This window comes from Alkaliphilus transvaalensis ATCC 700919, assembly GCF_000621485.1.
Taxonomy (GTDB): domain Bacteria; phylum Bacillota; class Clostridia; order Peptostreptococcales; family Natronincolaceae; genus Alkaliphilus; species Alkaliphilus transvaalensis.
Genome location: NZ_JHYF01000017.1, coordinates 1 through 25760 on the forward strand (window position 1 = coordinate 1; position 25760 = coordinate 25760).

The window sequence follows — 25760 nt, forward strand, 5'->3', positions numbered from 1 at the left end:
TAGGTATTTCATATTTTCTAGTTATTTCCCTTAAAGAATATTTTCCAGATAAATAATCTTTAACAGCGCTTTCCTTTAATTCTTGCGAATACCTATTCCATGTTTTTGATGCTTTTAACCCTTCTATTCCATAAGTATTAAACATATATCGCCAATCTTGAATGGTCCTGTTGTGGACTCCAAATTTTGAAAGAATCTCATTTCCAGTCATCAATCCATCATCGTATGATTTTAGAATTTCGTATTTCTCATCAGCTGAATAACTTTTTGTTTTGGACATAAATATACTCCCCTTAGATAAACAGATTTTATTTTTTAATCTGTCTACCTAATAGGGAGCATATCATTTAACCACTAACTAGGTGCATTTTAATTAATAAAAATTTGGGTTTAAAATATAATTATATGAAGTATTCCTCTAAATACAATTCCTACTAAGGCAGCGATAATAGCTGGTCTTACTACTTTTCCCATTCGTGGGCCTACAGAGACTAGAAGGGCTATCCCAACAGGATCAAAGGGGTTGGTGGCAAAACCTGCTATTCGATTAAGTTCTACTACGGAAAGGGCTCCTTCACTAATTAATTCCATTGTTATCGCCATCATTGCTGTTCCACCTGCCAAATACTTCGTTACAATTGGTAGTACAGCTACCCCAGGAATCCCGACTCTTACTAATATAGGAGACATCAATCTTTCTACTAAAAGAATTACTCCTGTTTCTCTTAAAACATTTACCATAAATATTGATAAGATCAATGGAGGAATAGATTTTAAAGCTATTTGCAGACCTTCCTCTCCCCCTGCAAAAAGGGATTGAATAAAGCTTCGTTTTGTTTTAGGTTGAGCTTCCTCTTTCAATTCTTCTTCCTCTGCTGTTGCAGCAGTTGTATCTTCATTAGACATCAATTTAAAAGCAATAAAACCAGATAATAAACCTCCTAAAATAGAAGTTAGTATTGTTATGGGTAGATTTAACCCTACTACTGCCAATGGAAAAGTGGCATTTGCTTGAGACATTACTAATATTGTCGCCAGTGTAGCTGCCCTCATAGCATCAGATATTTTGGTCTTGTTCAATAATTTTAAAGGTTGAGATCGGTGCTGCAAAGCTTACTAGCAGTATTTGGATCATTGCAAATACCCCTAGTCCAGGCAATCCGAAGGGGGATAATAAAGGTGCCATTAATAGGGCAATTTTAGCCAGCACACCCTTTTCTTCTAGGGTTCTCATTAAAGCCATCATTACCACCATCACTGGTAGTAGTAGATATATAGTTAAATTTACCCCAGACTCTCCTGATTTTATAATTAAATCTATTATTGTAGTCATTTATGGCCTCCTTTAATTGTACTTGATGTTACATACATTTTCATATTATAGCACAATAGGTAGGCAGCTGCATTACATTTTGTAAAGATACCAACGACATGTATCAAGCTCGTATCTAAGTTCTAGTAGTTTTACATCCCCATTAATACAGCTTTCACAGGTATATTTTATCATTTTATTACCTGCAAACTTATCTAGTTCTTTCTTTATAATTCGATTTATTTTAATTACAGTATTTTCTTCCAATTCATTTAATAACCTAAATTTTACCGGTGTGGTATTCCCTTCATAGTCAAACCATGCCACCATTTCTATTGGTTTTCTTAAAAGTTTCATGTCCTCACTCCTTAAAGTATACTACTCATCATAGGATATTCTTCTTCTCCAACGCCCCCCAAAAGGGGAACAATTTCACCATCAGTAAAGATTCCCCTTATGACGGAAGGCTTCCCATATTTATTCCTTAGGTGATCGATCACTTGGTCTAAGGCTTGGTACTTTGTTTTGTTTTTTTCATCAAAAAATGAAAGTTGGATTACTTCTCCATTAGTTAGTTCGCCGACTCGTACTCCAAGATGTCGGATTTTTTCTCCCTTCCAACATTCATCAAATAGTTCCTTTACTGTTTTGTAAATTTCATTAGTTACATTAGTGGGAGAAAAAAGCTTCCGTTGATGGGAATATGAAAGTAGTTCTGCATTTCTAATAGAAACTGAAACTAAACTACAACTATAGTTTGCATCCCGTAATCTTAGAGCTACCGTTTCTGTTAAAGAAAGAAGAATTTTATAGGCTGTTTGTCTATCTTCCACATCAAATCTAATGGTGCTACTGTTTCCCAATCCCTTCATAGCTATATCATTTTCATTTTGTATTAATGAATCTTCTATTCCATTGGCGTAGCACCATATTAGATAACCGAAGGACTTTAATTTTCCTTGTAGTAGTTTTAAATCAGCTGTAGCTAAGTCCCCTATTGTATAAATGTTTAAATCTTGTAGCTTCTTCTTCGTTTTTCTTCCTACCATAAATAGTTCGCCTACTGGTAAGGGCCACATTTTATCTTTTATTTCATGCTTCCACAAGGTATGAACGAGGTCAGGTTTTTTTAGCTCTCCTGCCATTTTGGCCGTTAGCTTATTAAATCCAATGCCTATATTTACTGTAAAACCAAGCTCTTTTTTTACTCTTTCCTTTACCTTATGGGCTGTTTCTATTGGATCTCCGTAATGGGGCTCCATTCCCGTATAGTCAAGAAAAAATTCATCGATGGAAAAGCGTTGGATCGATGGGAAATGTTCCTTTAGTAATTGAAATAGTGCATTACTGCATTTCATGTATAAGCTATAGTTTGGAGGTACCACCACGATATCGGGACATTTTCTCCTAGTTTCGAATAACACCTCTCCTGTTGCAATTCCAAAACTTTTAGCAGGAATACTTTTAGCCAATACAATTCCTCGTCTTTCTGATATAGACCCTCCAATTACCGATGGTATATTTCTTAAGTCTCGATTACTTCCTTGCTGAAGTTCGTAAACTGCTTGCCATGATAAATAGGCAGAGTTAACATCTATATGCATAATGGTTCTTTGTCTTTGTTGATCTTCCATTGTCATCCCTACCCTATCTAATTTTAGAACGTATGTTCTTTATCTATTATACCACCATTTTATAAAAATTAGAACATATGTTCTAAAAACAAAAAAAGGAAATAAAAAAACACCTTCTAACGTATATGCTCCGCCTCATAGTAAACCGTTTTTATTATTTAAACGGGCTACCATAAAAGGGAATATATCAATCTGTAAAAGGTGTTATATTATTAAACTCAACTTTTAGCATCTTTAGCATCTAATGAATATTAGGATCTTCTGTTTCTCCACCCATTTGGCTAATAATATGTTTAGCAGCGTGTTGATTTTGTTCTTCTACTTCTGCTACAATTTTAAAATTATAGTCAGTAATTTCTTCAAAACCTGCAATCCCACTCACCATAGGGTTTGCGGCACCGATGGGAGCCTTGGTAACATCCTCATATACAATATTGCCTGAATGCATTACTAAGTCCGATAAACTGGTTGCTTCTTCTGTTCCTGCTATATTTCTATGAATGTTCTGCTCTACCATATAGTCATCCTTTAAATCTAAAAAAGCTTTATCAATTCCTTTAGATTTAAGGGCTGAAATTGCGTCATTAGCACCTTTTAAGGTTCTAAAAAATCCCTCTACCTTCATCTTATCCCTCCATAACTAACGGTATTTTAAATTCTACATTAGTATCTCCATATAGTATTAAAATAGCCAGCTAAAGGTTATGAAATGTAGTTGAACTTTAGTTAAACTTGTATTTGGATTTAACCCCTTAGGCTTAATATTAAATATTCCAGGCTAGAAACCAACCTATAAAAGTTATAATAATTTTTTTTTAGTTTTATATTGCGATAGATTCCGTTAATTTCTATTTGAAAAGAAGGAATAGCAATTTCATTCCAAATGGTATTGGTAACAGTTCCCTTCTTGTCGGCATCAAACAAATAGTCAAATCTCACATCTGTTATTCCAAAATTATTAAAGCTATCTAAAATAATCCTTTCTAAATTCCAGTTTGTCGATTTTCCATTTAAAGTTCCTACATCTATATCAAAATTTCGATCCTCCCTCATCCCATGAAGGTCAATTAAATAGGAGATTTCATTTTCTTCAATTCTTTTTATTAAATGAGCTTTATAGGGGCAATCGATGTCTCGATTAGCATCTCCCCTTCCAGTATAGGTTCTATAAATAACATGACAGTTAGTTAGCTCATGAAGAAGAATTGCAAGACTGCCAGTAAACATATCGGCCTTTTTATGAGTGCCATTTCTAATTTGCCTAACTGTATGAGGTGCTGATACCACCACAGGGATACTACCTTCTTTATATTGAAAAAGCCCAGCCTTTGGATTTCCAAAACACCGATTTTGAGCAAACTGCTTTTCGAGAAATAGCCCCCTATTAACTAAGGAAGTAACCCTTTCTTCCATTCTAAACCTCCCTTTCTCGTTTTTTAAGTAATGGCTAGCGTAAGTTATTATATCATACCGGATCATATGAAAGAGGAAGCCAATGAAGTATATATTATTTTGGCTTATAGGATATTTAAAACATAATTTTCTCCATAGAAGTTCCATAGAGAATAGGAAAAGGAGCGGATAATATATATTTTGTCCGAAAAATTAGCTAATAACACAATAAATATAAATCGCTGTCTTTTGTCATATAATTTAATGCCAATTTTCAGGCAACCAGCCTTCAGCAATCCTTTCTGAGAGGATTTGACTGCTCCAGATATCTGCAGGTGATAACTTTTTTTCTTTATTTGATAATTTCATTACAGGACGAGACTTTTGGTTCTCGATATTTAAAATTTGCCAACAGATTAATTCTTCTTGCAGGATATGTTTAGTACGATAATATCTTGGAATAATCAGATCTTCAGGAATTAAAAAGTTGTCAACTAACTTAACCTGTCTTTTTCTAACGGCGTCAAAAATATGAAAATGCACAAAATAAAGTTCCTTTTCTTGTACCAGTAAGTCTAGCGCTGGTCTCTTCCCTAGCCTATAAACACCAGGAAGTATTCGTATTATTTGACATCGAGTACTTGGTAAATCCTTAACATACTGAAAGTAACCTTTTCCTGCCTTGGTTCTTATTTTAAAGACATCCCCGAACTTTATTTCCTGCATCTATTCATCCCCCTAATTCACAGAACTGTAATAACAATCCAGTTTAATCCGTATTATTATTGTTATTGTATGCGTGGGATGATTATAGTAGACCCTAACTTAGACATGCTGCTTTAAGAATAAAGTCTTCCTTCGGAAGATTCAAAGGATAACTTTAGATGAAGAAACTAAGCGACTTACACAATTTAATGCAATTAAATTGGCTATCTGTTTATGTTGAAACTCATTACGTAAAGTTCTTTTTTATATAATTTTTAAGTAGAACTTCCCTATTTGTTATAAGAAAACAGATAGAAAGAGTCTAGCTGTTTTTGAAATGATCTATTGAACTATAATTTGTCATCTTTTAATAATATAGGGTAGTAAAAAAAGAAGAGAAGCTAATATTACTGAACCAATACCAAATATCCTTATTGAAATAAAATATGAGTTAGGTGGTTCTTTCGTTGCTTTCCACCCTTTTGAAATCTTCCATAGAAATTTAGGATTTATAGCATCTAATAATCCTCGGATTAATATAACCATGATCATTACTACTCCAAATAATATTACTCCTTTTGGCATATCATTCACTCCTTTATTTAGTATAACTCAATCCAATAACGGGACACCAGTTTACCTGTTTTATCAGAAATCACTTCATTTTCTAAGATACCACCATTTTAATTCGACCTTTACCATAAATATCCTTTATATAAAAAATACGGATTAATAATTTATTAAGGAACACCTTTGATTAGTATACAAGCAAGTTTAATCTATCAAAAAAATTATGATTAATATATAAGTTGTTTAAAGGTAAAAAAAAAGCCCTAATGGACTGTTAATAACTAAAGTTAAATTAAATATCATTTTTGTACTTGCTTTAAAGTGAAAATTTCTTTCTCGGTTTGAATTTCTTTATACATTAAAAATCTTAGTGTATCCTTTACGTCAGACATATCTTGTTTAATTTCAGTTCTAAACTCAATTAATTCGGCGGTTTGTTCTCTGGTTGCCTTCCCATCTAACTTGATTTCATTAATTTCAGTCTTGATTTGTTTAATTTCAGTCTTGATTTCATTAATTTCGTTCTGCATGGTTATTTGTCCATTTTTTATGTCCTTTAATTCCATCAATATTTGCTCCAAAACTTTTTCCATAGGATCCCCCATCCTTATTAATTTTAGTGAGATTCTAAGTTTATCCTCTACAATATTGTATCACTTCTCCTTTACAGAAACAACTGGAAAAGGAATAGAATTTTATATTGTTAAAGTCTTGGGTAAGTGATCTATAAAGCTATCATTGCAAAATAAGACAGAGGCTTTTACCTCTGTCTTATAATTTACTACTAAAGTTCTTTATATTCTAAAAAACTATCTAGTTATCAGAATTAAAAATTGATTCGTCAAATTCTCCCTCTAACTTTGAAATAATAGTCGTACAAATGGCATCTCCAGTTATATTTACAGCTGTTCTTGTCATATCTAAAATTCTATCAATTCCAATAATTAAAGCGATTCCTTCAACTGGTAGACCAACTGCAGTTAATACCATAGACAACATAATTAGTCCAACTCCTGGTACACCTGCAGTACCTACAGAGGCTAAAGTAGCCGTTAAAATAACCGTTAATATGGCATTCATTGATAAAGGTATTCCGTATAACTGAGCTATAAATACAGTGGCAACCCCCTGCATAATGGATGTTCCATCCATGTTAATTGTTGCTCCTAATGGGACGGTAAAGGATGCAATATTTTTAGATGCTCCAATTTTTTCTTCAACAGTCTCTAGTGTAACTGGGATTGTAGCATTGGAACTAGATGTTGAAAAAGCAACCCCCATTGCTGGTGCAAATTTCTTAAAGAATCTAATTGGATTAAGTTTAGCAAAGATCATCAGTAACCCAGAATAGGTTATGGCGGTGTGAAGTAGCAGCGCTAATAATACAGCAAACATATATTTTGCTAGTGGAGCCATTGCATCAAAGCCTAAAGTTGCAAAGGTTCTAGCGATAAGAGCAAATACACCATAGGGTGCTAGTAGCATAATAAAATCAACTAATTTCATGACGATATCATTTAATTGATTAAAGATATCAGTTATTGTTTTGACTTTATCCCCTAATACAGTTAAGCTAGTACCCAGTAAAAGAGCGAAGACAATAATTTGAAGCATTGTTCCTTGACTCATTGCAGCAATAATGTTGGTTGGAACCATTTCATATACAACTTGTACAAAAGGTTTCGCTGCTTGAATATTAGGTTCACTTGTAACTAACTTTGACATATCTAGCCCAATACCAGGATTAATTACATTAGCGATACCGATGGCAATTGTTATGGCTAGTGCAGTAGTAAATAAATAAAATAGCAATGCCTTAGAACCAACTCTACCTAGCTTTTTAATATCAGACATTGAAGCAGCACCATTAACAAGAGAAATAAATACTAAAGGAACTACTAGCATGTTAATTCCTCTTAAGAATAGTTGTCCCACTAACTCAAAAATCCCTCCAACTAATAAAGTGTCACTTACATAGTTAGGTCCAATTTTATTAAGAATAATACCTGTAATCAAACCACAGACAAGTCCAATAAAAATCTTGGTAGTTAATCCCATTTTCTTCATTTTTTGTCCCCCTTTATTGTTATCATCTATTGTGTCCTATTTCGACATCTTTGTATATATTATAACAGGTTATTAATAAAACGCAAATAAAATATTAAATTTTATTAAAAAATAGACATAATTCACAAATAAATATAATTATATCGTTAAACCAAATACTAAAAAACAGAGGAGATTCCCCCTCTGTTACTTATCTGCTATAGCGTAAATAAATAGAAACTATGAATGGAATTAATATAGAAAGCATTAGCTTTCTTTTTTATTTCTCTCAATTTCTTCCACCATTTCTTGAAGTTCCATCCATCTTTCCATCGTTTTATCAAGTTTTGATTGTAGTACTTCCTGCTCATTAAGTTTTTCTTGTAGATACTCAAAGTTACTGCCCCCCAGATCAATTTCCTTTTGAACTTGATCTAATTTTTCCTCTAGTTGAGCTATCACATTGTCGATCTCGTCAAATTCTCTTTGATCTTTATAAGAGAGCTTTTTAAGCTTTGTGTTATTATTTGTGTTATTATTTGTCTTATAACTTGACTTATTGCTTTCTTCCATTGATTTCTTAGCAATTGATTCTTGCTTTTGTGAAATTACTAAATTTTCTTGCCTCCAAACAGCATAGTCTGAATAGTTTCCATAGTAGTCTATAATTTTTCCTTCACCTTCAAAAACAAATAAATGTTCAACTGTTCGATCTAAAAAATAACGATCATGGGATACAATAACTACAGCACCTGGAAAATATTCTAAATAGTCTTCTAATATAGTCAAAGTATGGATATCTAGATCATTAGTTGGCTCGTCTAATAAAAGCATATTCGGTTCTTCCATCAATTTTCTTAGTAGATACAATCTACGTTTTTCCCCACCAGAAAGAGAGGCAATAGGGGTCCACTGTACATTAGATGGAAACAAAAATCTCTCTAACATTTGTGAAGCTGTAATATGTCCACCATCTTGTGTTTTGACGTACTCTGCTACATCTTTAATGTAATCAATTACCCTCTGGCTAAGGTCCATTTCTTCACTTTCTTGGTCGTAATAGGAAAGTTTAACTGTCTGCCCCATCACTATTTCACCACTATCTGGCATAAGCTTACCTGCCAATAAATTTAGCAAAGTAGACTTACCAAAACCATTTTTCCCAACTATTCCAATTCGATCACCTGGGGTAAAGGTATAATCAAAATCTTTAATAATGGTTACGTCTCCAAAGACTTTATTGATTTTCTTAACCTCCATTACTTTTTTTCCTAACCTTTGAGAACCAATAGCAATATCAAGTTTCTCTTCATCCTGTCCAAACTTAACCTCTTTTAATTCTTCTGCCCTTTGTACCCGAAACTTCTGCTTTGTCGTCCTAGCCTTAGCCCCTTTTCGAAGCCATGCTAGTTCATTTTTCAAAAGAACCGAATGCTTTCTTTGCTGTGATAACTCAGCCTCTTCCCGCTCGGCTTTCTTTTCTAAGAAAACTTCATAATTGCCCTCATAATTATAAAGGCTACCTCCATCTAATTCAATGATACGACTTGCTACACGATTAAGAAAATATCGATCATGGGTAATCAGTAACAATGCACCCTTGTATTTTTTTAAATACTCTTCTAACCATTCTATTGTTTCATTGTCTATATGGTTAGTTGGCTCATCTAATATTAATAAATCAACTGGTTGAATTAAAGCCCTTGCCATCGCTACTCTTTTCCGTTGTCCACCTGAAAGTTGCCCTACTGGCGTACTAAAATTAGTAATTCCCAGTTTTGTTAATACTCCTTTAGCATTTGCCTCTATTTCCCAACCTCCTTGCAGCTCCATCTGATGAGAGAGTTCAGCTAACTTCTTCTGTAGAATCGTATCAGCGTTATTTTTAGATAATTCTTCACTTATTTGATGAAACTGATATACCAATTGTAGTGTAGGATTATCACTTTTAAATACCTGCTGAATCACAGTAGCCTCTTGATCAAATTCAGGATTTTGAGATAAATATTCAATTCTAGCTTGGTTATTTGCAATTCTTCTACCTTCATCAGGTTCCACTATTCCTGCTATAATCTTTAAGAGTGTAGATTTTCCAGTACCATTAACACCAATTAATCCAATTCTATCATGATCTTGTACACCAAAAGTAACATCTTTAAATAGAATCTTATCTCCATAGGATTTTTTTATATTTTCAACAGTAACTAAATTCATGTCTATTACCCGCCTATCTTTAATCTTTGTTTATATCATTATATCGAAAAAAGTAAAATATTAAAATAGACATGTTAAATTGTTTTTTTAGATATATATAAGTTAAAGGTAACTTATAGGTAAGGAGATGTTTTATATGACAGTTGCAGCTATCTATGCCCGCAAATCAAAAGCCACCGATACAGGGGAGTCCATCCAAAACCAACTGGAAAGATGTAGAGCCTATGCTTTTATGAAAGGCTGGGAGGTTATTGAGTACTACGATGAAGACTATTCTGGAGGTAATACCAATCGTCCAGCCTTTCAGCGGATGTTACAAGAAATAGATCAAGGAAAGTTTCAAAATATAATATTTTATAAATTAGACCGAGTCTCTAGAAACGTAATCGATATCTGTACTTTTATAGAAGAGCTAAATGAAAAAGGAATAGGATTTGTTTCTGTAAAGGAAAATTTTGATACAACTACGCCAATTGGTCGAGCTATGCTATTAATTACAGCTGTTTTTGCCCAGCTAGAACGGGAGACTATTGCTGAGAGGGTTAAAGATAATATGCATGATTTGGCTAAAAAAGGCTATTGGTTAGGGGGCACAGTCCCCTATGGTTATAGTAGTGAGAAGGTAAATACCTATAATAAAAAAATTACCCTATTAAATCACCATTCAATAGAATCTAGTCATGTTCAAGAAATATATCAATTATATTTAAAGAAAAATGCCAGTATTAATCAAGTAAAAAAAATTTTAGACAGCCAGGGTATTAAAACTAAGAATAATCGTAGTTTTTCCCTTAGCCAAATTAAACGAATATTAAATAACCCCATTTATGCCATAGCTGATACCGATGCTTACCAATACTTCGAATCACTAGGATGTAGTATTGATGCTAACCCTGAAGAGTTTGACGGTAGTTTTGGTATTATTCGTTATCATCATAAAAGTGCCAATAGTAATAAAGAAAATCCTCCTGAAGAATGGATTATTAGCGTATCTAAAGTACATCAAGGTCTAATAAAAGGTAATATTTTTGTAAAAGTTCAAGAGACCCTATCAGAAAGAAGAAACGTGCCAAAACGGCGTTCTAGAAGGGGGATATTAACGGGCCTCCTCTATTGTGGCGATTGTGGTGGTTATATGGGGATCGGTGATGGACCTAAAATACTACAGACTGGTGAAAAGTCTACCTACTATCGTTGTATGAACAAAAAAAATAATCGTTGCCAGTGTCATAATCAGAATATCAAAACTGATGTCTTAGACAATAGAATTCTTGATCTTTTCTCGAATTTAATTCAAGGGGAATATAGTTACGATGATTCTATAAGAGACTTTATAAAATACGGTCCTTCAAAAACAGCAGAGCTTGAGAGTAAAAGACAAAAAATAAAACAGGAAATTATACTTTTAGAAAAAAATCTCAGCAGGTTGTTAGAAGAATCTATCTATGAGAATTTCCCTATTAGTATCATTCATCAAAAAACAGAAGAATACAAAAACAAAATAAATTACCTCATGAGAAAATTAGAAGAGATAGATGTTGATATATTTACTTACCATTTAGAAGAGTTTAATATGGATGAGTTTCGGAATGAGGTAAAAAATAATCATTTCCTTGAAAATCTTACCCAGCAGCAACAACAAAATTTAATTAGAAAATATACTGATAAAGTCTTTTGGGATAGTGGTAAACTTATTATCAATTTTAAGAAGGAAGAGTAGTTATTATCGTTAGTCTTTTTGTAGCATACCCACCTGCGTATGGATCTTCATACTTAGCATTCTCTAAGCCAGGAAACTTTCTCAATTTATCTAATGGATAGAAGGGAGCCATCAATTTAGCATGCCCAGTATCTAATAAGATTAAATTTTCTGCGTAGTCCTTTAGGGCATATTGTTGGCACACCTTCATATCCAGCTTATCATTATTAATCTCTTCTTTTGGAACAGGAATAATATATAGCCCTTTTTCATTTAATTCCTTGACTATTTCTTTAGAAAGAGATTCTTTACTTAATTTACAAGAGCCACTAAAAGCTCCGTAGGAACCACTAGCTCTTTGCCCTAAAATATCTTCTACCCCTGCCCTATGACTCAAACTTACCCTTGGTCCAAAGGAGGGGCATCTTAAAATACACATTGCGCAACCATTACCATATTTCAAGCAATTTCCCATCGGCCCAGTAGATCCGGTTGTTTCAATGAAGACATCTCCTTCTACTACCTGATCTGGATGAATTTTAATTGCTGTTATTCTCTGCCCCTTTTTCTCTACGTCAGTCACTCGATGTTGCAGATACAAATTTATTCCCATATCTAATAATAGTTTTCTAACTTTAGGCTCTATTATTGTTACATCATATAAACTAGCATGTTTGTGTCCTGGAAAAGCTAAATCTTTATGTCTTGCACATTCATCAGTAATTTTAATTAACTCTCCTGCGCCTAATAGTTCGCATTCTTCTGCCGCAGTATATCTTCCATTATTTCTCATAATACCTCCAACATTTCCTAATCCTAAAAGCATATCTGTCCGTTCATAAAGATGGACGTCTCCCCCTGCTTTTTTTGCTGTAATTGCTGCTGCACAACCTGCCCAGCCCCCTCCAATAATTACAATCTTAGCCATAGTTTACCTCCTTTTATTTTTTGTGCACTATCTGAGTTTTACAGGAACGTATCGGTATTCCATCGGCATCATAGACTACACAAGCTCCGCAAATTCCCTCACCACAACAAATTTCTTTATTGTTGGTTAATACCAAGTTTAGGTCATTGTAGTCTTCAAAAATCTTGAGTAGATTTTCCTGTAGATAGTCTGAGCCACCAACAAAAACCAATTGATATTTTCCGTCAGTTAAGTGTTTCCGAAGCATTCCCTTACCTTCTTGACTATATAAGTCATATCCATCTTCAATTACGTTTGCTTTTGTATATTCTTCGATTAACTTAATATATGCCTTTCCGGGATCAATTACGACATCTACTTCATTGTTATTCCTCATTAAATAGTTAATAGCCAATATAGCTGGAGCCTGAGCTACTCCCCTTGTAATAAAAAGGCATTTAAGATTTTTTGCCTTTTTTAAATGCTCTAAGCCAAATAAACCATTCCAGTAGGGTCCTCTGATCAATAGGGTGTCGTTAATATCTTTAATCGATTGGGTCTTGACTCCGTGAATTTCTACAGCAATTTTAATATAATCATTAGATTCATCAACTTCCATGATAGAAATAGGTATATCAAAATAATGTTCTAGATTTCTATTTCTAATAAAAATATAAGAACCTGGCTGTTTTAGTTGTCTAGCCAAGGTATGGGGAGTTTTTAGTGTGAATATTAATAAATTATTTCCAACTTCTTCTCGCTGAAGGATGTTTACTTCTTGATATTGCCTAGGATCTTTTTTCTTATAATTTAAATAATGATATTCTTGGTAAATGCATACACCTCTCCAGTTACAGTCACAATAATCTTTATTTTTCAACCGTGTGCAAGTGATACAACAATTCATTTCTGCCAAATAACATGGACAGTACTCACTGCCAGCATCTATACACTGGTCTCTTTCAATTGTCATGGGATCACTCCTTCCTAATCAATAAATTGCCTTAATATTAGAATATTTTTTTACGTTAATATTGTTACTAAGATTTTGAAGGTACATTACTTTCTAATAAAATTTACTGTAATATTACATTGAAAGGTATATATCAAAAATTTTATAGATGATAATAGTGACATTAATTTTAAATTTATATAATACAAAAGAAATATCATAGATTTACGCTTTACAATTATTTATAAAATTAAATAATTTCCTAAAGATCTAAGCACCATCTTTAAGTTAAATTAATATGATAAAGTAGACTATATTAGAGAGGTGATATATAAATGTATTCTCAACATTTAAGAACTTGCCCATCGGGTACAGTTCCCTATATGATTCGCCCTGGCGATACTTTTTATCGCATAGCTGTCCAATTTGGCACAACAGTGGCTGCCTTAGTTGCAGCTAATCCTGGTGTTAATCCAAATATGCTAATGGTAGGTCAACAAATATGTGTACCTAGACAGCCAGCTTATCCACCTTGTCCAGAAGGAAATTACTATACAGTCCGTGCGGGTGATACGTTCTTTAGTATTGCTGCTTTCTTTAGAGTTTCTGTGGATGATTTAAGAATGGCTAACCCCTCTGTAGATCCAATGCGATTATTCCCAGGTCAAATTATTTGTATTCCATTGGCAACTCCACCTGTTACTTGTCCAACAGGAACAAGAGCTTATACGGTACAAAGGGGAGATACTTTCTTTAATTTAGCACAAAGGTTTAATACTACTGTAGAAGCCATCAGAAGAGCTAACCCTGGTATCCCACCAGAGGCTTTATTAATTGGTCAGGTAATTTGTATTCCTGTAGGCCCTCCTCCTCCGCCACCACCACCAACTACTTGTCCTACTGGTACAACACCTTATACTATTAGAGCTGGAGACACTTTCTTTGCTTTAGCCCAAAGATTTAACACAACTGTAGATGCTATTAGAAGAGCTAATCCTACTGTTGATCCAGACAGACTTCAAATTGGTCAGGTAATTTGTATTCCTGTAGGCCCAACACCACCGCCGCCACCAACTACTTGCCCTACTGGTACAACACCTTATACGATTAGAGCTGGAGACACTTTCTTTGCTTTAGCTCAAAGATTCAACACAACTGTAGATGCCATTAGAAGAGCTAACCCTACTGTTGATCCAGATAGACTTCAAATTGGTCAGGTAATTTGTATTCCTGTAGGCCCAACACCACCACCGCCACCAACTACTTGCCCTACTGGTACAACACCTTATACGATTAGAGCTGGAGACACTTTCTTTGCTTTAGCTCAAAGATTCAACACAACTGTAGATGCCATTAGAAGAGCTAACCCCACTGTTGATCCAGACAGACTTCAAATTGGTCAGGTAATTTGTATTCCTGTAACAACTCCACCTACGCCAAGATGTCCGGTAGGTTCTGCTGCATATACAATTGTTGCTGGCGACACCTTCTTTAATATTGCTAGAAGATATAACACAACTGTAGATGCAATTAGAAGATTAAACCCTGGTGTTGACCCAGATAACTTACGTGTTGGTCAGGTAATTTGTGTTCCAGCTGAAAGAGGAGATGACTAGTTTACACTAGTTTAGATTAATATTAAAACCCTAAAGTTCCTATGAGAGCTTTAGGGTTTTTTCCATCTTCCCAACTTTTAATTTTGGATGTATAATATATTATATTTGATTAAGGGGGAAGCAATCGATGATCGAATTGAATAATGAGCTTACATCATCTTTTAATGGTTTAGATCAATTATTTCTTGTTTATCAAGAGCTTGAAGAAACAATTTGTAGCTATAAAGATACCACAAACCTTGCTTGTATTTCCCAATGTAGTAAGTGCTGTAATAAATCAGCAGAAAATATTGAAGTAACAATATTTGAAATGATCCCCTTAAGTATCTTTCTCTGGCAAAATAGATCTGCAGAAGAAACAATGGAAAAATTGAATTGTATTGACTCAACAGCTTCTTGTATTATGTTTAATCCTTCGTCTAATACATTGGGAGGATGTAGTTGTTACCAATGGAGACCACTATTATGTAGACTCTTTGGTTTTTCGGCAATTTTAGATAAAAATCAAAGTCCAACGGTTTCCATGTGTAAATATATGAAAGAAATAAATCCCTATTTAGAAAAAGAAATACAAGAAGAAATTAATAAAGGATTAATTGTGCCAATTAATTCTCAATTTGCCCATAAAATTAGTCTAATTAACCCTACCTTAGGACAAAAAAGATATCCAATAAATAAAGCCTTAAGCTTGGCCTTAGAAATGGTTGGTTTTAGAATGAGTTTATTAGGATTAATAAACCCGAATAATAATAATGACGATGATAATTTTGATAACACTCCTCCTAAGCCAAGGGGGACCAACTATAGTCGTAGTGCTTAAACAAGTACTTGGGTAAAAAGTCTTTTTTAAAGATTTTTTAGTTAGGAATAGCTAAGAACTAAAGACTAAGGACACATAGGTCCCATATATAGTTTATAAAGATACATTGATTAATCTACTTATCATAATCAAAAATCAAAAACCAAGGAATTAGTATATTCTAAATTCCTTGGTCTTTTTATAACGAATAGGAAAGTTCGATTTTAATTATTATTAAAATAAGAGAACTTTACGTAATGAGTTTCAAGATAAGCAGATAACCAATTTAATGGATTAAATTGTGTAAGTCGCTTAGTTTTTTCACCTAAAGTCATCCTATAAATCTTCCGAAGGAAGACTTTGTTCTAACGAATAGGAAAGTAATTATCTTCTATTTCATTACATCTTTAATAACTCTTATCGTATTTTTATAACAAATCTTTTCTATTTCTTCAGAGGTGAATTTATGTTTTTCTAATGCATCAACCAATTTATACATTTGAGAGAAATCCTTTATTTCTAATTCTCCCCCAATACCATCGAAGTCTGTTCCAAGAGCAATTATTTCTATTCCACCAACATTCCTTAAGTGTTTAATATGGGTAATCATATCTTCTACTTTACTGTAGGTTTTATCTTCTCCTAAGAAATAAGCAGCAAAGTTGATTCCTGTAACTCCACCTTTATCAGCAAGGATTTTTACCATGTCATCGGTTAAATTTCTTGAGTGGTCTCGAACGGCCCTTGCGTTAGAATGGGATGCTATAAAAGGCTTTGATGATAATTGTGCTACATCATAGAAACCTGCATCTGATAGATGGGATACGTCTATAATCATCCCAAGTTCATTCATTGCTTCAACAACTACCCTTCCAAAACTTGTTAGTCCTTGTTGACTATATTCTTTATTAATATTAGGAAAACCAACTTCGTTAGGATGATTCCATGTTAATGTAATTAATCTTGCACCTCGATCATAGTACTTCTGTAAATAATCTATCTTTCCTTCTAAAACGCCACCTTCTTCAACTGCTAAAAAAGCCGAGATTTTACCTTCTTGTTGATTTTTTTCTAAGTCTACATAATTGGTTGCTAATGCAATTTCTTCTTTATTGATGGCGATTTCTGAATCAAATAGGTCTAACATTTTCATGCCAACTTCATAGGGACTATAATTTCTCTTTTTGGCCTCACTTAAGTCAAAAAAAAGGGCAAAAAATTGACCTATAGCATTTGACTTTTTTAGTTTTTCGAGATCCACCTGATAGTCATTCTTCTTTAAAGTAGTTTTTTCTTCACTAAAGAACATTCTAAAGATTGTATCACAATGTAAATCTATGTATTTCATTAAATCCCCTCCTTTGATAGAATCTATTGGATCACCTTTTCTAAGCTTAAGGAAAATTAATACAAAATATACTTTGTTTTAGTATCAATAAGCCACTACTACTACTTAGTGTGTCTAGCGATCTATTATAAATTTCCTTATTTACTATATTATATATTTATATAAAAAAACTGATTTTCCTCTAAGAAATCAGTTTTTTTATAACGAATAGGAACGTTTGACTTTAATTATTATTAAAATAAGAAAACTTTACGTAATGAGTTTCAAGATAATCAGATAACCAATTTAATGGATTAAATTGTGTAAGTCACTTAGTTTTTTCACCTAAAGTCATCCTATAAATCTTCCGATGGAGGACTTTGTTCTAACGAAGGAGAGTTCTATTTTAATTATTTTAATATAAAGAAACTTTATGAAAAAGATTAAAATGAAATCCCTTTTAATCATCTAATCATCTAAAACAAGACTTTCTTCATTTACTGGATACGTAGGAATCTTAATAGCTTATCCTTCATGGTAAGCCTTTCTATCCCTTCTTCAGCAATCAAGTCTGATGTGGCTAATAACTGATCTTCTAAATAAACGGAAACTTTACCTAGCTTCTGGCCTTTTAATATTGGAGCTTCCATATTTTCAGGCATATCGATGACAGTTTGTATTCTATCCTTTTCTTCTTCTCTAACGGGCAGAACGATTTTACTATCAACTAAAGCATTTACTTCATCTCTTTTACCTTCATTTAGTTTCGCTACTCCTATTACTTCACCCTTTTCGAAAACAGTATGGGGCATAAATAATTCAAAGCTATCATCTAAAAGCTTATGGGTGGTATTAAACCAATCGCCATCATTCAGTGTAATAGCAATTAATTGCATATCACCCCTAGTAGCTGATGCCACCAAACATCTCCCAGACTTTTTAGTAAACCCTGTTTTTACTCCATCTCCACCTTCCACTGTGTTTAAGATTTTATTCTTATTAGAAAAATATTTAAACTCTGCGTCTCTACTTTCTGCTACATAAAATTTTGTACTTACAATTTTTTTAAAAAGGGGCTTTTTCAGAGCCTCTTTAGTAATTAAGGCAAGATCATAGGCAGTAGTATAATGGTCATCGTGGTGGAGACCATGAGGATTCATGAAACTAGTATCATTGGCTCCTAATTCCTTAGCTCTCAGAGTCATAAGTTCTGCAAACTTCTCTACAGAACCCGCTACTTCTATTGCAATTGCTGTTGCTGAATCATTTCCAGACCTTAACATCAATCCGTAAAGTAAGTCTACCATTTTTACTCTTTCATTTGCCCTCAAATAGATGGATGAACCTTCAATTCCCTGGGCTTCAGGCGCTACTTTCACAAACTTTTCGGAATCAACATTTTCTATTGCCAAAAGGGCTGTCATAATTTTTGTCGTACTAGCCATTGGCATTCTTTCACGACTATTTTTTTCAAACAATACTCTACCAGTCTCTGTTTCCATCACAATTGCGGCTTGACCATTGGCGGATGTATATGGAATTTCATTTCCATAGGATGGAGTTATTGAAAGTATCATTATTACGATTAATAACCAACTTATTTTTTTCATTTCTTCACCTCTCGTATGATCTTCTCATATTTGAAATTCTAGTTTATTATTCTCAAATATGATACTAATCATTCCAAGGTAGACTAGTTAAATTTGTTCTATTTTTTTATTGTTAGAAAAAGATAATTATTATCATTTTCACAGTCAGATAAGAGATAGTAGTATATACTTTCGTCTTCCTCTACCTTATTAATTCCCAAATAATAACTACCTCCTAAGTAGTCATAGTTTCCAGAAGCATGATAAAATAGACCATCTGTAAATCTTAAAGCTTGTACTTCAGTAGTTCTTAAAGGTCTGTATTTATTAATTTTACTTTTGGAGGCATCAACAAACATAATTAGAAGGTAATCTTCATTCATTTCATCAAGGTTTTTTATAAACGTTTCTAATCTTTCTAAATTTTCTGCATTTCCATCGGCATAAATAACTATCTGATTATTTTTTAATATTTTATATGGATAATACCTTTGATTATGAAGAGGCGTATAAAAGACATCGATATTTAGTGCTACTAATACTAGCATTATCGTTAAAAATAAATAGACTAAACCTTTTCTCATGCTAAAAACCCCTAGTTTTATGTTCTATGATGCTTTTAAGTACTTCCAGTTCATGTTTTTTTAAACGCAGAAAAGAATGGTTAACTTGATCTACTTTATAGCTAAAAAGTAGTTTAATTTCTGTTCCATTTATTTTAATTTAAAATTAAACCTATGTCATAACTAGGTTGCAATCACTAAATTTTCTATCTCTAAAAATTCTGCAACATCTCTTATGTCCTTTGTTTTAATATACTCTGTTGCATAACCAACTAATGAACTAGAATAATTAATTGCAATTGACTTACCACAAATTTTAAAAATCTCAATATCGGAGGAACTGTCACCAATAGCTATTGTATCTAATGGTGAAATGTTTGAGTTATCACAGAAATCTTGAAAACATTTCTTTTTACCATCAGCGCCTAAATGATATTTTATTTTACCTGTATAACTTCGATTTTTTACTTCATATTCACTTCCATAATAATGATCAAATTGATAACCTTTTGCAATCACTTCAGCCACTTCTATTGGTCCTGCCGTAATTAAAAGGGTTATAACTCCCAATTTTTTAAGGGTGTTGATTAATTCGGCTATTCCATCTATCAACTTAATATTCGAACTAAAACCTTCTGCCACTTTTTCAACATTAAGACCTTTTATCAACTTGACCTTCTTGTAATCTGCTTCAATCCACGAATATTTTCCTTCTTCTTCTTCTTTTTCTACTTCCTCTACTTCTTGAAGCTTATGATTAAGTTGACAAAGGTATTTAACAGAATTGGTGTTTAAAATTAATGTACCATCCATATCAAAGCAAACAGCTCTTAGTTTTTTAATCTTTCTCCCCCCCTTATAAAATTATAGTTGATGTAATATATATTATTTAGTCATAACCCAAACCTCAGCACGTTTATCAATTTCTTTAATCAAAGCGTTCTTACCAGCTATGTATCCTTCCATGTTGTCAGGGAACTCATCCACTAACTTAAGTTTTAAATTAGAATATTCTTGTGCCACATGAGGGTGAGCATTTAAATAATCTCTAAAATTTAGATGTCGACCGACTTCCTTATCTCCCTGTAGAAAGATATGTATGTGGTGACTTCTATTTAATAGATCTCCTTTTATGATAAATCTACGATTAGGGATTCCGTATTCCCCCATCATTACATAGCCAAGATTGATGAATTTATCCTTCAACATATCGATAGCATCTATATTACTAACTTCCACCATTATATCTATAATGGGTTTGGCTTGTATTCCAACTATTGCTGTGCTACCAATATGATGGAAGTCGATTGCTAGATTTTCTATAATTGTCTTCAAATTATCCACCTCTTGCCTATATAGTACCGGCCACTCTTTATTATATGGTAAGATTTCGACTTTTCTTTTTGTATTCATCAATACACCCCCTAATAAAATTAAAAGCTATTAATTTATATAATTTTATAACTATACAATAGATAATTATTTTCTGCAATTGTCTTTCTAAAATATAGAAATTGCAGTCATGTTTATCTATTTCATAATATAATCCATCCAAATATTTTCTACAAATTAGTATTCATCATTTATTAATTAATCCCTTCATCGAAAAGTGAAATTTTAGAAATTTATTTAATTTTATACTCTAAAACTTTGTCTCTAGTTCCTTAATTATGGACATAAGATAAGGACTAAAACACTTAAATTATGCTTTAGTCCTTAATCAATTAGTAAAATATGTTATTTCAAGTTATCTTTTTGCTTTATCATAGGGCTCACCAAGGGCTGCAGGTGGCGTTGATTTCCCAACAAATCCCGCTAAAGCAATCATTGTAAAGATATATGGTATCATTTGCACAATTTGACTCGGTATTCCACGACCTTGTAGCCCCATTTGTAGGGCTGTAGAGTACCCAAATAATAATGATGCACCTAAGGCACCTATCGGGGTCCATTTACCGAAAATCATGGCAGCTAAAGCAATATATCCTCTACCTGAGGTCATCCCCTTTACAAAGACATTAAGATCCCCCAAAGATAGAGCTGCTCCTGCTAGCCCTGCCAGCATTCCACTAATTATAACACAAATATATCTCATTTTTATAACATTAATACCAACTGTATCTGCTGCACTTGGGTGCTCCCCAATGGCTCTTACCCTTAGACCCCATGAAGTGTAGTAAATTACATAATGGGTTACGAATACTAAAAGTATTCCGAAATATACAATTGGATGGAAGGGTCCCCACGCAGGTAATTTTTTAACTTGAGGACTAGTTCCTGCTACGCCAAAAATAATCTGTAAAAGGAAAATAGTTAGTCCTCCAGCCAGAATATTAATCGCTGTACCGCTTACTACTTGATTAGCCTTATACTTGATACTTACTACCCCATGAATTAATGCCATGATGCCGCCAGCGATAATTGCTCCCAACACTCCTAACCATGGGTTTCCTGTATAGTATGACACAACTACAGCTGTAAAAGCCCCCATCAACATTTTTCCTTCAAGGGCGATATTGATGATTCCCGACCGTTCAGCAATTAGACCACCGATGGCTGTAATGATTAAGGGAGTTGCCGCTCTAAGGGTAGCATAAAGCATTGACATATTAAATAAATCTTGCCACATTTAGACCGCACCCCATTCCTTTTTATTCTTAGAAAAGATTCTTCTAATGATTTGATCTGCAGCTACAAAGAAAATAATAACTGCCTGTAATACAACAATTAAATCTACAGGAACATTTGTTGTAAAATTCATCCAAGCTCCTCCATTTGAAAGTGCTCCGAATAATAAGGCACCAAATATAATACCTAATGGATGGTTTTTACCTAGCAATGCTACTGCTATTCCTTCAAAGCCAAATCCTGGTGAAAAGCCAAGTATTAAAGCTCGGTCAAATCCAAGGACTCTTTCAGCACCAGCTAAGCCACCTAAAGCACCACTTATGATCATAGCTAATATTATTTTCTGGCTAGAATTAACACCGCCATATTCTGCCGCCATCGGGCTTAATCCAACAGATCTAACTTCGTAACCAATCGTTGTCTTCCATAACAAGTAATAGATAATACCACATACTAGTAGTCCAATTAAAAATCCAATACTTAGTCTTGAAGTACTCCAGCCTACTAATTCACCTAGTCTAACTAATTGAGCAGATGGTAATACTCCAACTGTTCTAGGTGTTTGACCAGGTGCGCGTAAAACATCAGATACCATGTAACCAATAAAGGCATAGGCAATAAAGTTCATCATAATTGTATTAATAACTTCATGAACACCTCTTTTAGCTTTAAGTATTCCAGGTATTGCCGCCCAGAAACCTCCTGCAATCATTGCTGCTAATATCGCCATTGGTAAATGAATTATCTTTGGAAGTCCTTCAAAATTAGCACCGACATAAGCTGCCGCTAAAGCTCCCACAAACATCTGTCCTTCAACACCAATGTTGAATAATCCGCATCTAAAAGCAAAGGCAACAGCTAGTCCAGTAAAAATTAATGGTGTTGATCGTGCCAATGTATTTGCAAATTTATTGACATCACCAAAGGCTCCTATAAACAATGCTTTATAGGCCTCTATAGGATTGGCACCTGTCATCAAAATAATAACAGCTCCTACCAAAAGACCTAAAGTGATAGCCCCTAGAGGGATCATCAGCTCCCTTAAATTATCATATAACTTCTGTCGCTTCATATAATTCCTCCTTCAAGAATCAAACCTTTCTTTAGTTTCTAACACCAGCCATTAAAAGTCCTAGTTTTTCTTCAGTTGCTTCCTTAGCATCAATTATATCGACAATTTCGCCTTCATAAATTACTGCAATCCTATCACTCAAACTAAGAATCTCTTGAAGTTCGGCAGAAACTAATAAGACAGCCTTGCCCTCATCTCTAGCTTCTATAATTTGCTTATGAATAAACTCAATGGCTCCAATGTCAACCCCTCTAGTTGGTTGAGAGGCTATAATTAAAACCGGATCTATTTCTAGTTCCCTAGCAATGATTATCTTTTGCTGATTACCCCCAGACAAGTTTCTTGCATGCACTTCTCTATTAGGTGTTCTAATATCATATTTTTCAATTAAATTATCAGCATGCTTTTTAATTTCACTTAAATTTAATTGCATTCCTTTTGCAAAGGGTTTTCTTTGATGTATTCCTAAAATAGCATTTTCACTAATGGAAAAATCTAGTATCAATCCTCTTTTATGACGATCTTCTGGAATGTAACCGACATGACTATTTTTAATTTCCCTAGCTGTTAAACCTGTTATCTTCTTATCATTCAAATAAATATCCCCAGAAGTTGGCTTTCGCAGTCCAGTTAATATTTCAATCAACTCACTTTGTCCATTTCCTTCTACTCCTGCAATCCCTAAAATCTCACCTGCACGGATAGAAAGAGATACATTATCTACAACTTGTAAGTTTCGATCATCGTTACCCGATACACCCTCTACCTTTAGTACTTCCTTGCCTAGTTTAGCTTCTTGCTTCTCAACTCTCAATAGTACTTGTCTACCAACCATCATTTCAGCTAATTGTGTGGGAGAAGTTTCTTTTGTACTAACTGTTCCAATTGTTTTCCCTCTACGCATAACTGTTGCTCTATCAGCAATCTCCATTACCTCATTCAGTTTATGGGTAATGAAAATAATTGATTTACCTTGATCAGTTAGTCCCTTAAGAATAGCAAATAGTTCTTTAACCTCCTGAGGTGTTAACACCGCAGTTGGTTCGTCTAATATGATGATATCTGCACCTCTATAAAGGGTCTTTAAAATCTCTACCCTCTGTTGCATACCAACTGTTATATTTTCTATTTTTGCCTTAGGATCAATAATTAACCCATACTTCTTAGAAAGCTCATCCACATCCTTTAAAGCTTTCTCTTTATTAATTTTGATTCCTAAAGTGGGTTCGCTTCCTAATATAATATTTTCTGTAACAGTCAATGGTTGAACTAATTTAAAGTGTTGATGAACCATTCCAATACCAAGTTTAATGGCTTGGGTTGGTTCATTAATGATTAGTTCTTCTCCCTTATAAGCTATCTTACCTTCCTCAGGTTGATATAGTCCAAATAGTACATTCATTAGTGTAGATTTTCCAGCACCATTTTCTCCTACAAGGGCATGGATTTCACCAGCCTGCAAATCAAAATTAACTCCATCATTTGCAATTACTCCTGGAAATCGTTTCGTAATATTCTCCATAGTTAATATTGGTTGCATTTTAATCCTCCTAAAAGGTTTAGAATATATTTAATAAAGCTGCTGCAACTAACGCTACAGCAGCCTATCATTACTCTTCTCTAACTACAATTTCTCCACTGATAATCTTATTAGTAATCTCTTCAATCTTATTCTTTACATCTGTAGGAATACTATCCTTAAGTTCTTGCATACGGGCGATATCATCTGCGTCATCTTCAACACCAAATTTTTCTAATTCATCAACTTTTTCTAAGTCAGTTAAACTGATCCCTCTGTCTTCTACTCCGAACACTGTTAAACCAGCTTCATAAGTACCATCTTGAACAGCTTTAACTGTATCAAATACTGCAACATCTACTCTTTTTAACATACTAGCCATAATAGTACCTGGATACATCCAGTTTTGGTTAGAGTCAACGCCGATAGCGTACTTTCCATTTTCATAAGCAGCTTCGAATACTCCTTGTCCACTACCACCAGAAGCATGATAAATAATATCTGCTCCTCTAGAGATTTGAGAAAGGGTTAATTCTTTTGCAGTAGTTGGATCGTTAAATGCATCTCCGGTTGTTCCAACATATGCAGAAAGAACGTTTACATTTTTACCTTCTGTCTCATTGATGTATTCAACCCCATGTATGTAACCAATTTCGAATTTTTCAATTAGAGGAATTCTCATTCCGCCAATGAAACCAACATTGTCAGATTCAGTCATCAATGCTGCTAATGCACCTGCTAAGAAAGAACCTTCATGCTCTTTAAACACTAAGGAAGCAACATTTGGCTCATCAACAACAGCATCGATTAAAGCAAATTTAACATCTGGATACTCAAGGGCTACAGTTCTTAATGATTCTTCCATTAAGAAACCTACTCCAATTACTAAATCCATTCCTTGTTCAGCTAGGAATCTTAAAGACTCTTCATCTTGTGCCATTTCTCTTGGCTCAATATCACGATATTGAATTCCTAATTCTCTTTTTGCTCTTTCTAAACCTTCAATAGCTGCATCATTAAAAGACTTATCTCCCTTACCACCTGTAGACAATACAATACCTACTTGTAAAGCGCCTGCTTCAACATTTTCACCCGGCTCTTCTACATCTGGATCTTGTGCTGTTCCCCCTCCACAAGCAGTTAAGAAAAGACTTGCTACAAGCATTAGACATAATGCTAGTACTAATTTTTTTGAACCCTTAAACATTTCTACCAT

26 protein-coding genes are annotated in these 25760 nt (G+C 33.8%); 3 read left to right on the forward strand and 23 right to left on the reverse strand.

Annotation, left to right across the window (positions count from 1 at the left end):
- The 12 genes from T335_RS0112880 to T335_RS0112930 all read right to left on the reverse strand — a co-directional run.
- Nucleotides 1-280: helix-turn-helix domain-containing protein (locus T335_RS0112880; RefSeq protein WP_026477922.1), on the reverse strand; the 280-nt coding region annotated here is incomplete at its 3' end.
- 110 nt (nt 281-390) lie between these two features.
- Entirely contained in the window at nt 391-1020 is a 630-nt protein-coding gene (locus T335_RS20680) for a hypothetical protein (protein ID WP_242837301.1), read from the reverse strand.
- 37 nt (nt 1021-1057) lie between these two features.
- Nucleotides 1058-1333, reverse strand: coding sequence for a nucleoside recognition domain-containing protein (locus T335_RS22715; protein ID WP_242837302.1), 276 nt, complete (start codon nt 1331-1333; stop codon nt 1058-1060).
- Between the two features lie 72 nt (nt 1334-1405).
- Entirely contained in the window at nt 1406-1669 is a 264-nt protein-coding gene (locus tag T335_RS0112890) for a hypothetical protein (RefSeq protein ID WP_026477923.1), read from the reverse strand.
- Nucleotides 1670-1680: 11 nt separating this feature from the next.
- A complete protein-coding gene (locus tag T335_RS0112895) occupies nt 1681-2946 on the reverse strand; it encodes a DNA polymerase Y family protein (RefSeq protein ID WP_034328475.1) in 1266 nt (421 codons plus the stop codon).
- A gap of 241 nt (nt 2947-3187) precedes the next feature.
- The gene (locus tag T335_RS20685) at nt 3188-3571 is read right to left on the reverse strand and encodes a hypothetical protein (RefSeq protein ID WP_034328477.1); all 384 of its coding nucleotides are present in this window, start codon (nt 3569-3571) and stop codon (nt 3188-3190) included.
- 119 nt (nt 3572-3690) lie between these two features.
- Nucleotides 3691-4359 carry a hypothetical protein gene (locus tag T335_RS20690; RefSeq protein WP_051569303.1) on the reverse strand — a complete coding sequence of 223 codons (669 nt, stop codon included), beginning with the start codon at nt 4357-4359 and terminating at the stop codon, nt 3691-3693.
- Nucleotides 4360-4599: 240 nt separating this feature from the next.
- Nucleotides 4600-5064: a hypothetical protein gene (locus T335_RS0112910; RefSeq protein ID WP_026477925.1), complete on the reverse strand. Its 465-nt coding sequence runs from the start codon at nt 5062-5064 to the stop codon at nt 4600-4602.
- A 339-nt stretch (nt 5065-5403) separates the two neighbouring features.
- Nucleotides 5404-5628 (reverse strand): DUF6199 family natural product biosynthesis protein, encoded by a 225-nt coding sequence (locus T335_RS0112915; protein WP_026477926.1) that lies wholly within the window; start codon nt 5626-5628, stop codon nt 5404-5406.
- A 284-nt stretch (nt 5629-5912) separates the two neighbouring features.
- On the reverse strand, nt 5913-6206 hold the full coding sequence (locus T335_RS0112920; RefSeq protein WP_026477927.1) for a hypothetical protein: 294 nt from the start codon (nt 6204-6206) through the stop codon (nt 5913-5915).
- Nucleotides 6207-6426: 220 nt separating this feature from the next.
- Nucleotides 6427-7680, reverse strand: coding sequence for a dicarboxylate/amino acid:cation symporter (locus tag T335_RS0112925; protein ID WP_026477928.1), 1254 nt, complete (start codon nt 7678-7680; stop codon nt 6427-6429).
- 246 nt (nt 7681-7926) lie between these two features.
- A complete protein-coding gene (locus T335_RS0112930; RefSeq protein ID WP_026477929.1) occupies nt 7927-9873 on the reverse strand; it encodes an ABC-F family ATP-binding cassette domain-containing protein in 1947 nt (648 codons plus the stop codon).
- 136 nt (nt 9874-10009) lie between these two features.
- Here T335_RS0112930 and T335_RS20695 point away from each other — a divergent pair, with 136 nt between their 5' ends.
- Nucleotides 10010-11593, forward strand: a complete 1584-nt coding sequence (locus T335_RS20695; protein WP_051569304.1) for a recombinase family protein — start codon at nt 10010-10012, stop codon at nt 11591-11593.
- Here T335_RS20695 and T335_RS20700 read toward each other — a convergent pair.
- Nucleotides 11577-12500, reverse strand: coding sequence for an FAD-dependent oxidoreductase (locus tag T335_RS20700; RefSeq protein ID WP_084281310.1), 924 nt, complete (start codon nt 12498-12500; stop codon nt 11577-11579). The genes T335_RS20695 and T335_RS20700 overlap by 17 nt on opposite strands.
- A gap of 13 nt (nt 12501-12513) precedes the next feature.
- Nucleotides 12514-13452: a sulfide/dihydroorotate dehydrogenase-like FAD/NAD-binding protein gene (locus tag T335_RS0112945; protein WP_026477930.1), complete on the reverse strand. Its 939-nt coding sequence runs from the start codon at nt 13450-13452 to the stop codon at nt 12514-12516.
- A 314-nt stretch (nt 13453-13766) separates the two neighbouring features.
- Here T335_RS0112945 and T335_RS22585 point away from each other — a divergent pair, with 314 nt between their 5' ends.
- Together T335_RS22585 and T335_RS20715 are read left to right on the forward strand one after the other, a co-directional pair.
- Nucleotides 13767-15047, forward strand: coding sequence for a LysM peptidoglycan-binding domain-containing protein (locus T335_RS22585; protein ID WP_207640679.1), 1281 nt, complete (start codon nt 13767-13769; stop codon nt 15045-15047).
- A 127-nt stretch (nt 15048-15174) separates the two neighbouring features.
- Complete coding sequence (locus tag T335_RS20715) at nt 15175-15867, forward strand: YkgJ family cysteine cluster protein (RefSeq protein WP_051569305.1); 693 nt, start codon at nt 15175-15177, stop codon at nt 15865-15867.
- Nucleotides 15868-16237: 370 nt separating this feature from the next.
- Here the strand turns inward: T335_RS20715 and T335_RS0112965 are convergent, their stop codons facing one another.
- The 9 genes from T335_RS0112965 to T335_RS0113005 all read right to left on the reverse strand — a co-directional run bounded on the left by T335_RS0112965 (nt 16238) and on the right by T335_RS0113005 (nt 25751).
- On the reverse strand, nt 16238-17194 hold the full coding sequence (locus T335_RS0112965) for a dipeptidase (RefSeq protein WP_026477931.1): 957 nt from the start codon (nt 17192-17194) through the stop codon (nt 16238-16240).
- Between the two features lie 476 nt (nt 17195-17670).
- Nucleotides 17671-18783, reverse strand: a complete 1113-nt coding sequence (locus T335_RS0112970) for a D-alanyl-D-alanine carboxypeptidase family protein (protein ID WP_026477932.1) — start codon at nt 18781-18783, stop codon at nt 17671-17673.
- Nucleotides 18784-18881: 98 nt separating this feature from the next.
- The gene (locus T335_RS0112975; RefSeq protein ID WP_026477933.1) at nt 18882-19346 is read right to left on the reverse strand and encodes a hypothetical protein; all 465 of its coding nucleotides are present in this window, start codon (nt 19344-19346) and stop codon (nt 18882-18884) included.
- A 162-nt stretch (nt 19347-19508) separates the two neighbouring features.
- Nucleotides 19509-20168 carry an HAD family hydrolase gene (locus T335_RS0112980; protein WP_026477934.1) on the reverse strand — a complete coding sequence of 220 codons (660 nt, stop codon included), beginning with the start codon at nt 20166-20168 and terminating at the stop codon, nt 19509-19511.
- Between the two features lie 42 nt (nt 20169-20210).
- On the reverse strand, nt 20211-20738 hold the full coding sequence (locus T335_RS0112985) for a GrpB family protein (RefSeq protein WP_026477935.1): 528 nt from the start codon (nt 20736-20738) through the stop codon (nt 20211-20213).
- A 334-nt stretch (nt 20739-21072) separates the two neighbouring features.
- The gene (locus T335_RS0112990; protein WP_026477936.1) at nt 21073-21954 is read right to left on the reverse strand and encodes an ABC transporter permease; all 882 of its coding nucleotides are present in this window, start codon (nt 21952-21954) and stop codon (nt 21073-21075) included.
- Nucleotides 21955-23025, reverse strand: a complete 1071-nt coding sequence (locus T335_RS0112995) for an ABC transporter permease (protein WP_026477937.1) — start codon at nt 23023-23025, stop codon at nt 21955-21957.
- 31 nt (nt 23026-23056) lie between these two features.
- Entirely contained in the window at nt 23057-24565 is a 1509-nt protein-coding gene (locus T335_RS0113000; RefSeq protein ID WP_026477938.1) for an ABC transporter ATP-binding protein, read from the reverse strand.
- A 70-nt stretch (nt 24566-24635) separates the two neighbouring features.
- Nucleotides 24636-25751, reverse strand: coding sequence for a BMP family lipoprotein (locus tag T335_RS0113005; RefSeq protein ID WP_026477939.1), 1116 nt, complete (start codon nt 25749-25751; stop codon nt 24636-24638).
- Nucleotides 25752-25760 lie beyond the last annotated feature (9 nt).

Coding starts and splice junctions, on each gene's coding strand:
- T335_RS0112985 (WP_026477935.1), bottom strand. CDS start 20,738: ATGAATACAAAAAGAAAAGTCGAAATCTTACCATATAATAAAGAGTGG.
- T335_RS20680 (WP_242837301.1), bottom strand. CDS start 1,020: ATGTCTCAAGCAAATGCCACTTTTCCATTGGCAGTAGTAGGGTTAAAT.
- T335_RS20685 (WP_034328477.1), bottom strand. CDS start 3,571: ATGAAGGTAGAGGGATTTTTTAGAACCTTAAAAGGTGCTAATGACGCA.
- T335_RS0112895 (WP_034328475.1), bottom strand. CDS start 2,946: ATGGAAGATCAACAAAGACAAAGAACCATTATGCATATAGATGTTAAC.
- T335_RS22715 (WP_242837302.1), bottom strand. CDS start 1,333: ATGACTACAATAATAGATTTAATTATAAAATCAGGAGAGTCTGGGGTA.
- T335_RS20715 (WP_051569305.1), top strand. CDS start 15,175: ATGATCGAATTGAATAATGAGCTTACATCATCTTTTAATGGTTTAGAT.
- T335_RS0112990 (WP_026477936.1), bottom strand. CDS start 21,954: ATGTGGCAAGATTTATTTAATATGTCAATGCTTTATGCTACCCTTAGA.
- T335_RS0112945 (WP_026477930.1), bottom strand. CDS start 13,452: ATGACAATTGAAAGAGACCAGTGTATAGATGCTGGCAGTGAGTACTGT.
- T335_RS22585 (WP_207640679.1), top strand. CDS start 13,767: ATGTATTCTCAACATTTAAGAACTTGCCCATCGGGTACAGTTCCCTAT.
- T335_RS20690 (WP_051569303.1), bottom strand. CDS start 4,359: ATGGAAGAAAGGGTTACTTCCTTAGTTAATAGGGGGCTATTTCTCGAA.
- T335_RS0112995 (WP_026477937.1), bottom strand. CDS start 23,025: ATGAAGCGACAGAAGTTATATGATAATTTAAGGGAGCTGATGATCCCT.
- T335_RS0113005 (WP_026477939.1), bottom strand. CDS start 25,751: ATGTTTAAGGGTTCAAAAAAATTAGTACTAGCATTATGTCTAATGCTT.
- T335_RS0112920 (WP_026477927.1), bottom strand. CDS start 6,206: ATGGAAAAAGTTTTGGAGCAAATATTGATGGAATTAAAGGACATAAAA.
- T335_RS0112970 (WP_026477932.1), bottom strand. CDS start 18,783: ATGAAAAAAATAAGTTGGTTATTAATCGTAATAATGATACTTTCAATA.
- T335_RS0112915 (WP_026477926.1), bottom strand. CDS start 5,628: ATGCCAAAAGGAGTAATATTATTTGGAGTAGTAATGATCATGGTTATA.
- T335_RS0112930 (WP_026477929.1), bottom strand. CDS start 9,873: ATGAATTTAGTTACTGTTGAAAATATAAAAAAATCCTATGGAGATAAG.
- T335_RS20700 (WP_084281310.1), bottom strand. CDS start 12,500: ATGGCTAAGATTGTAATTATTGGAGGGGGCTGGGCAGGTTGTGCAGCA.
- T335_RS20695 (WP_051569304.1), top strand. CDS start 10,010: ATGACAGTTGCAGCTATCTATGCCCGCAAATCAAAAGCCACCGATACA.
- T335_RS0112975 (WP_026477933.1), bottom strand. CDS start 19,346: ATGAGAAAAGGTTTAGTCTATTTATTTTTAACGATAATGCTAGTATTA.
- T335_RS0112890 (WP_026477923.1), bottom strand. CDS start 1,669: ATGAAACTTTTAAGAAAACCAATAGAAATGGTGGCATGGTTTGACTAT.
- T335_RS0113000 (WP_026477938.1), bottom strand. CDS start 24,565: ATGCAACCAATATTAACTATGGAGAATATTACGAAACGATTTCCAGGA.
- T335_RS0112910 (WP_026477925.1), bottom strand. CDS start 5,064: ATGCAGGAAATAAAGTTCGGGGATGTCTTTAAAATAAGAACCAAGGCA.
- T335_RS0112965 (WP_026477931.1), bottom strand. CDS start 17,194: ATGAAATACATAGATTTACATTGTGATACAATCTTTAGAATGTTCTTT.
- T335_RS0112925 (WP_026477928.1), bottom strand. CDS start 7,680: ATGAAGAAAATGGGATTAACTACCAAGATTTTTATTGGACTTGTCTGT.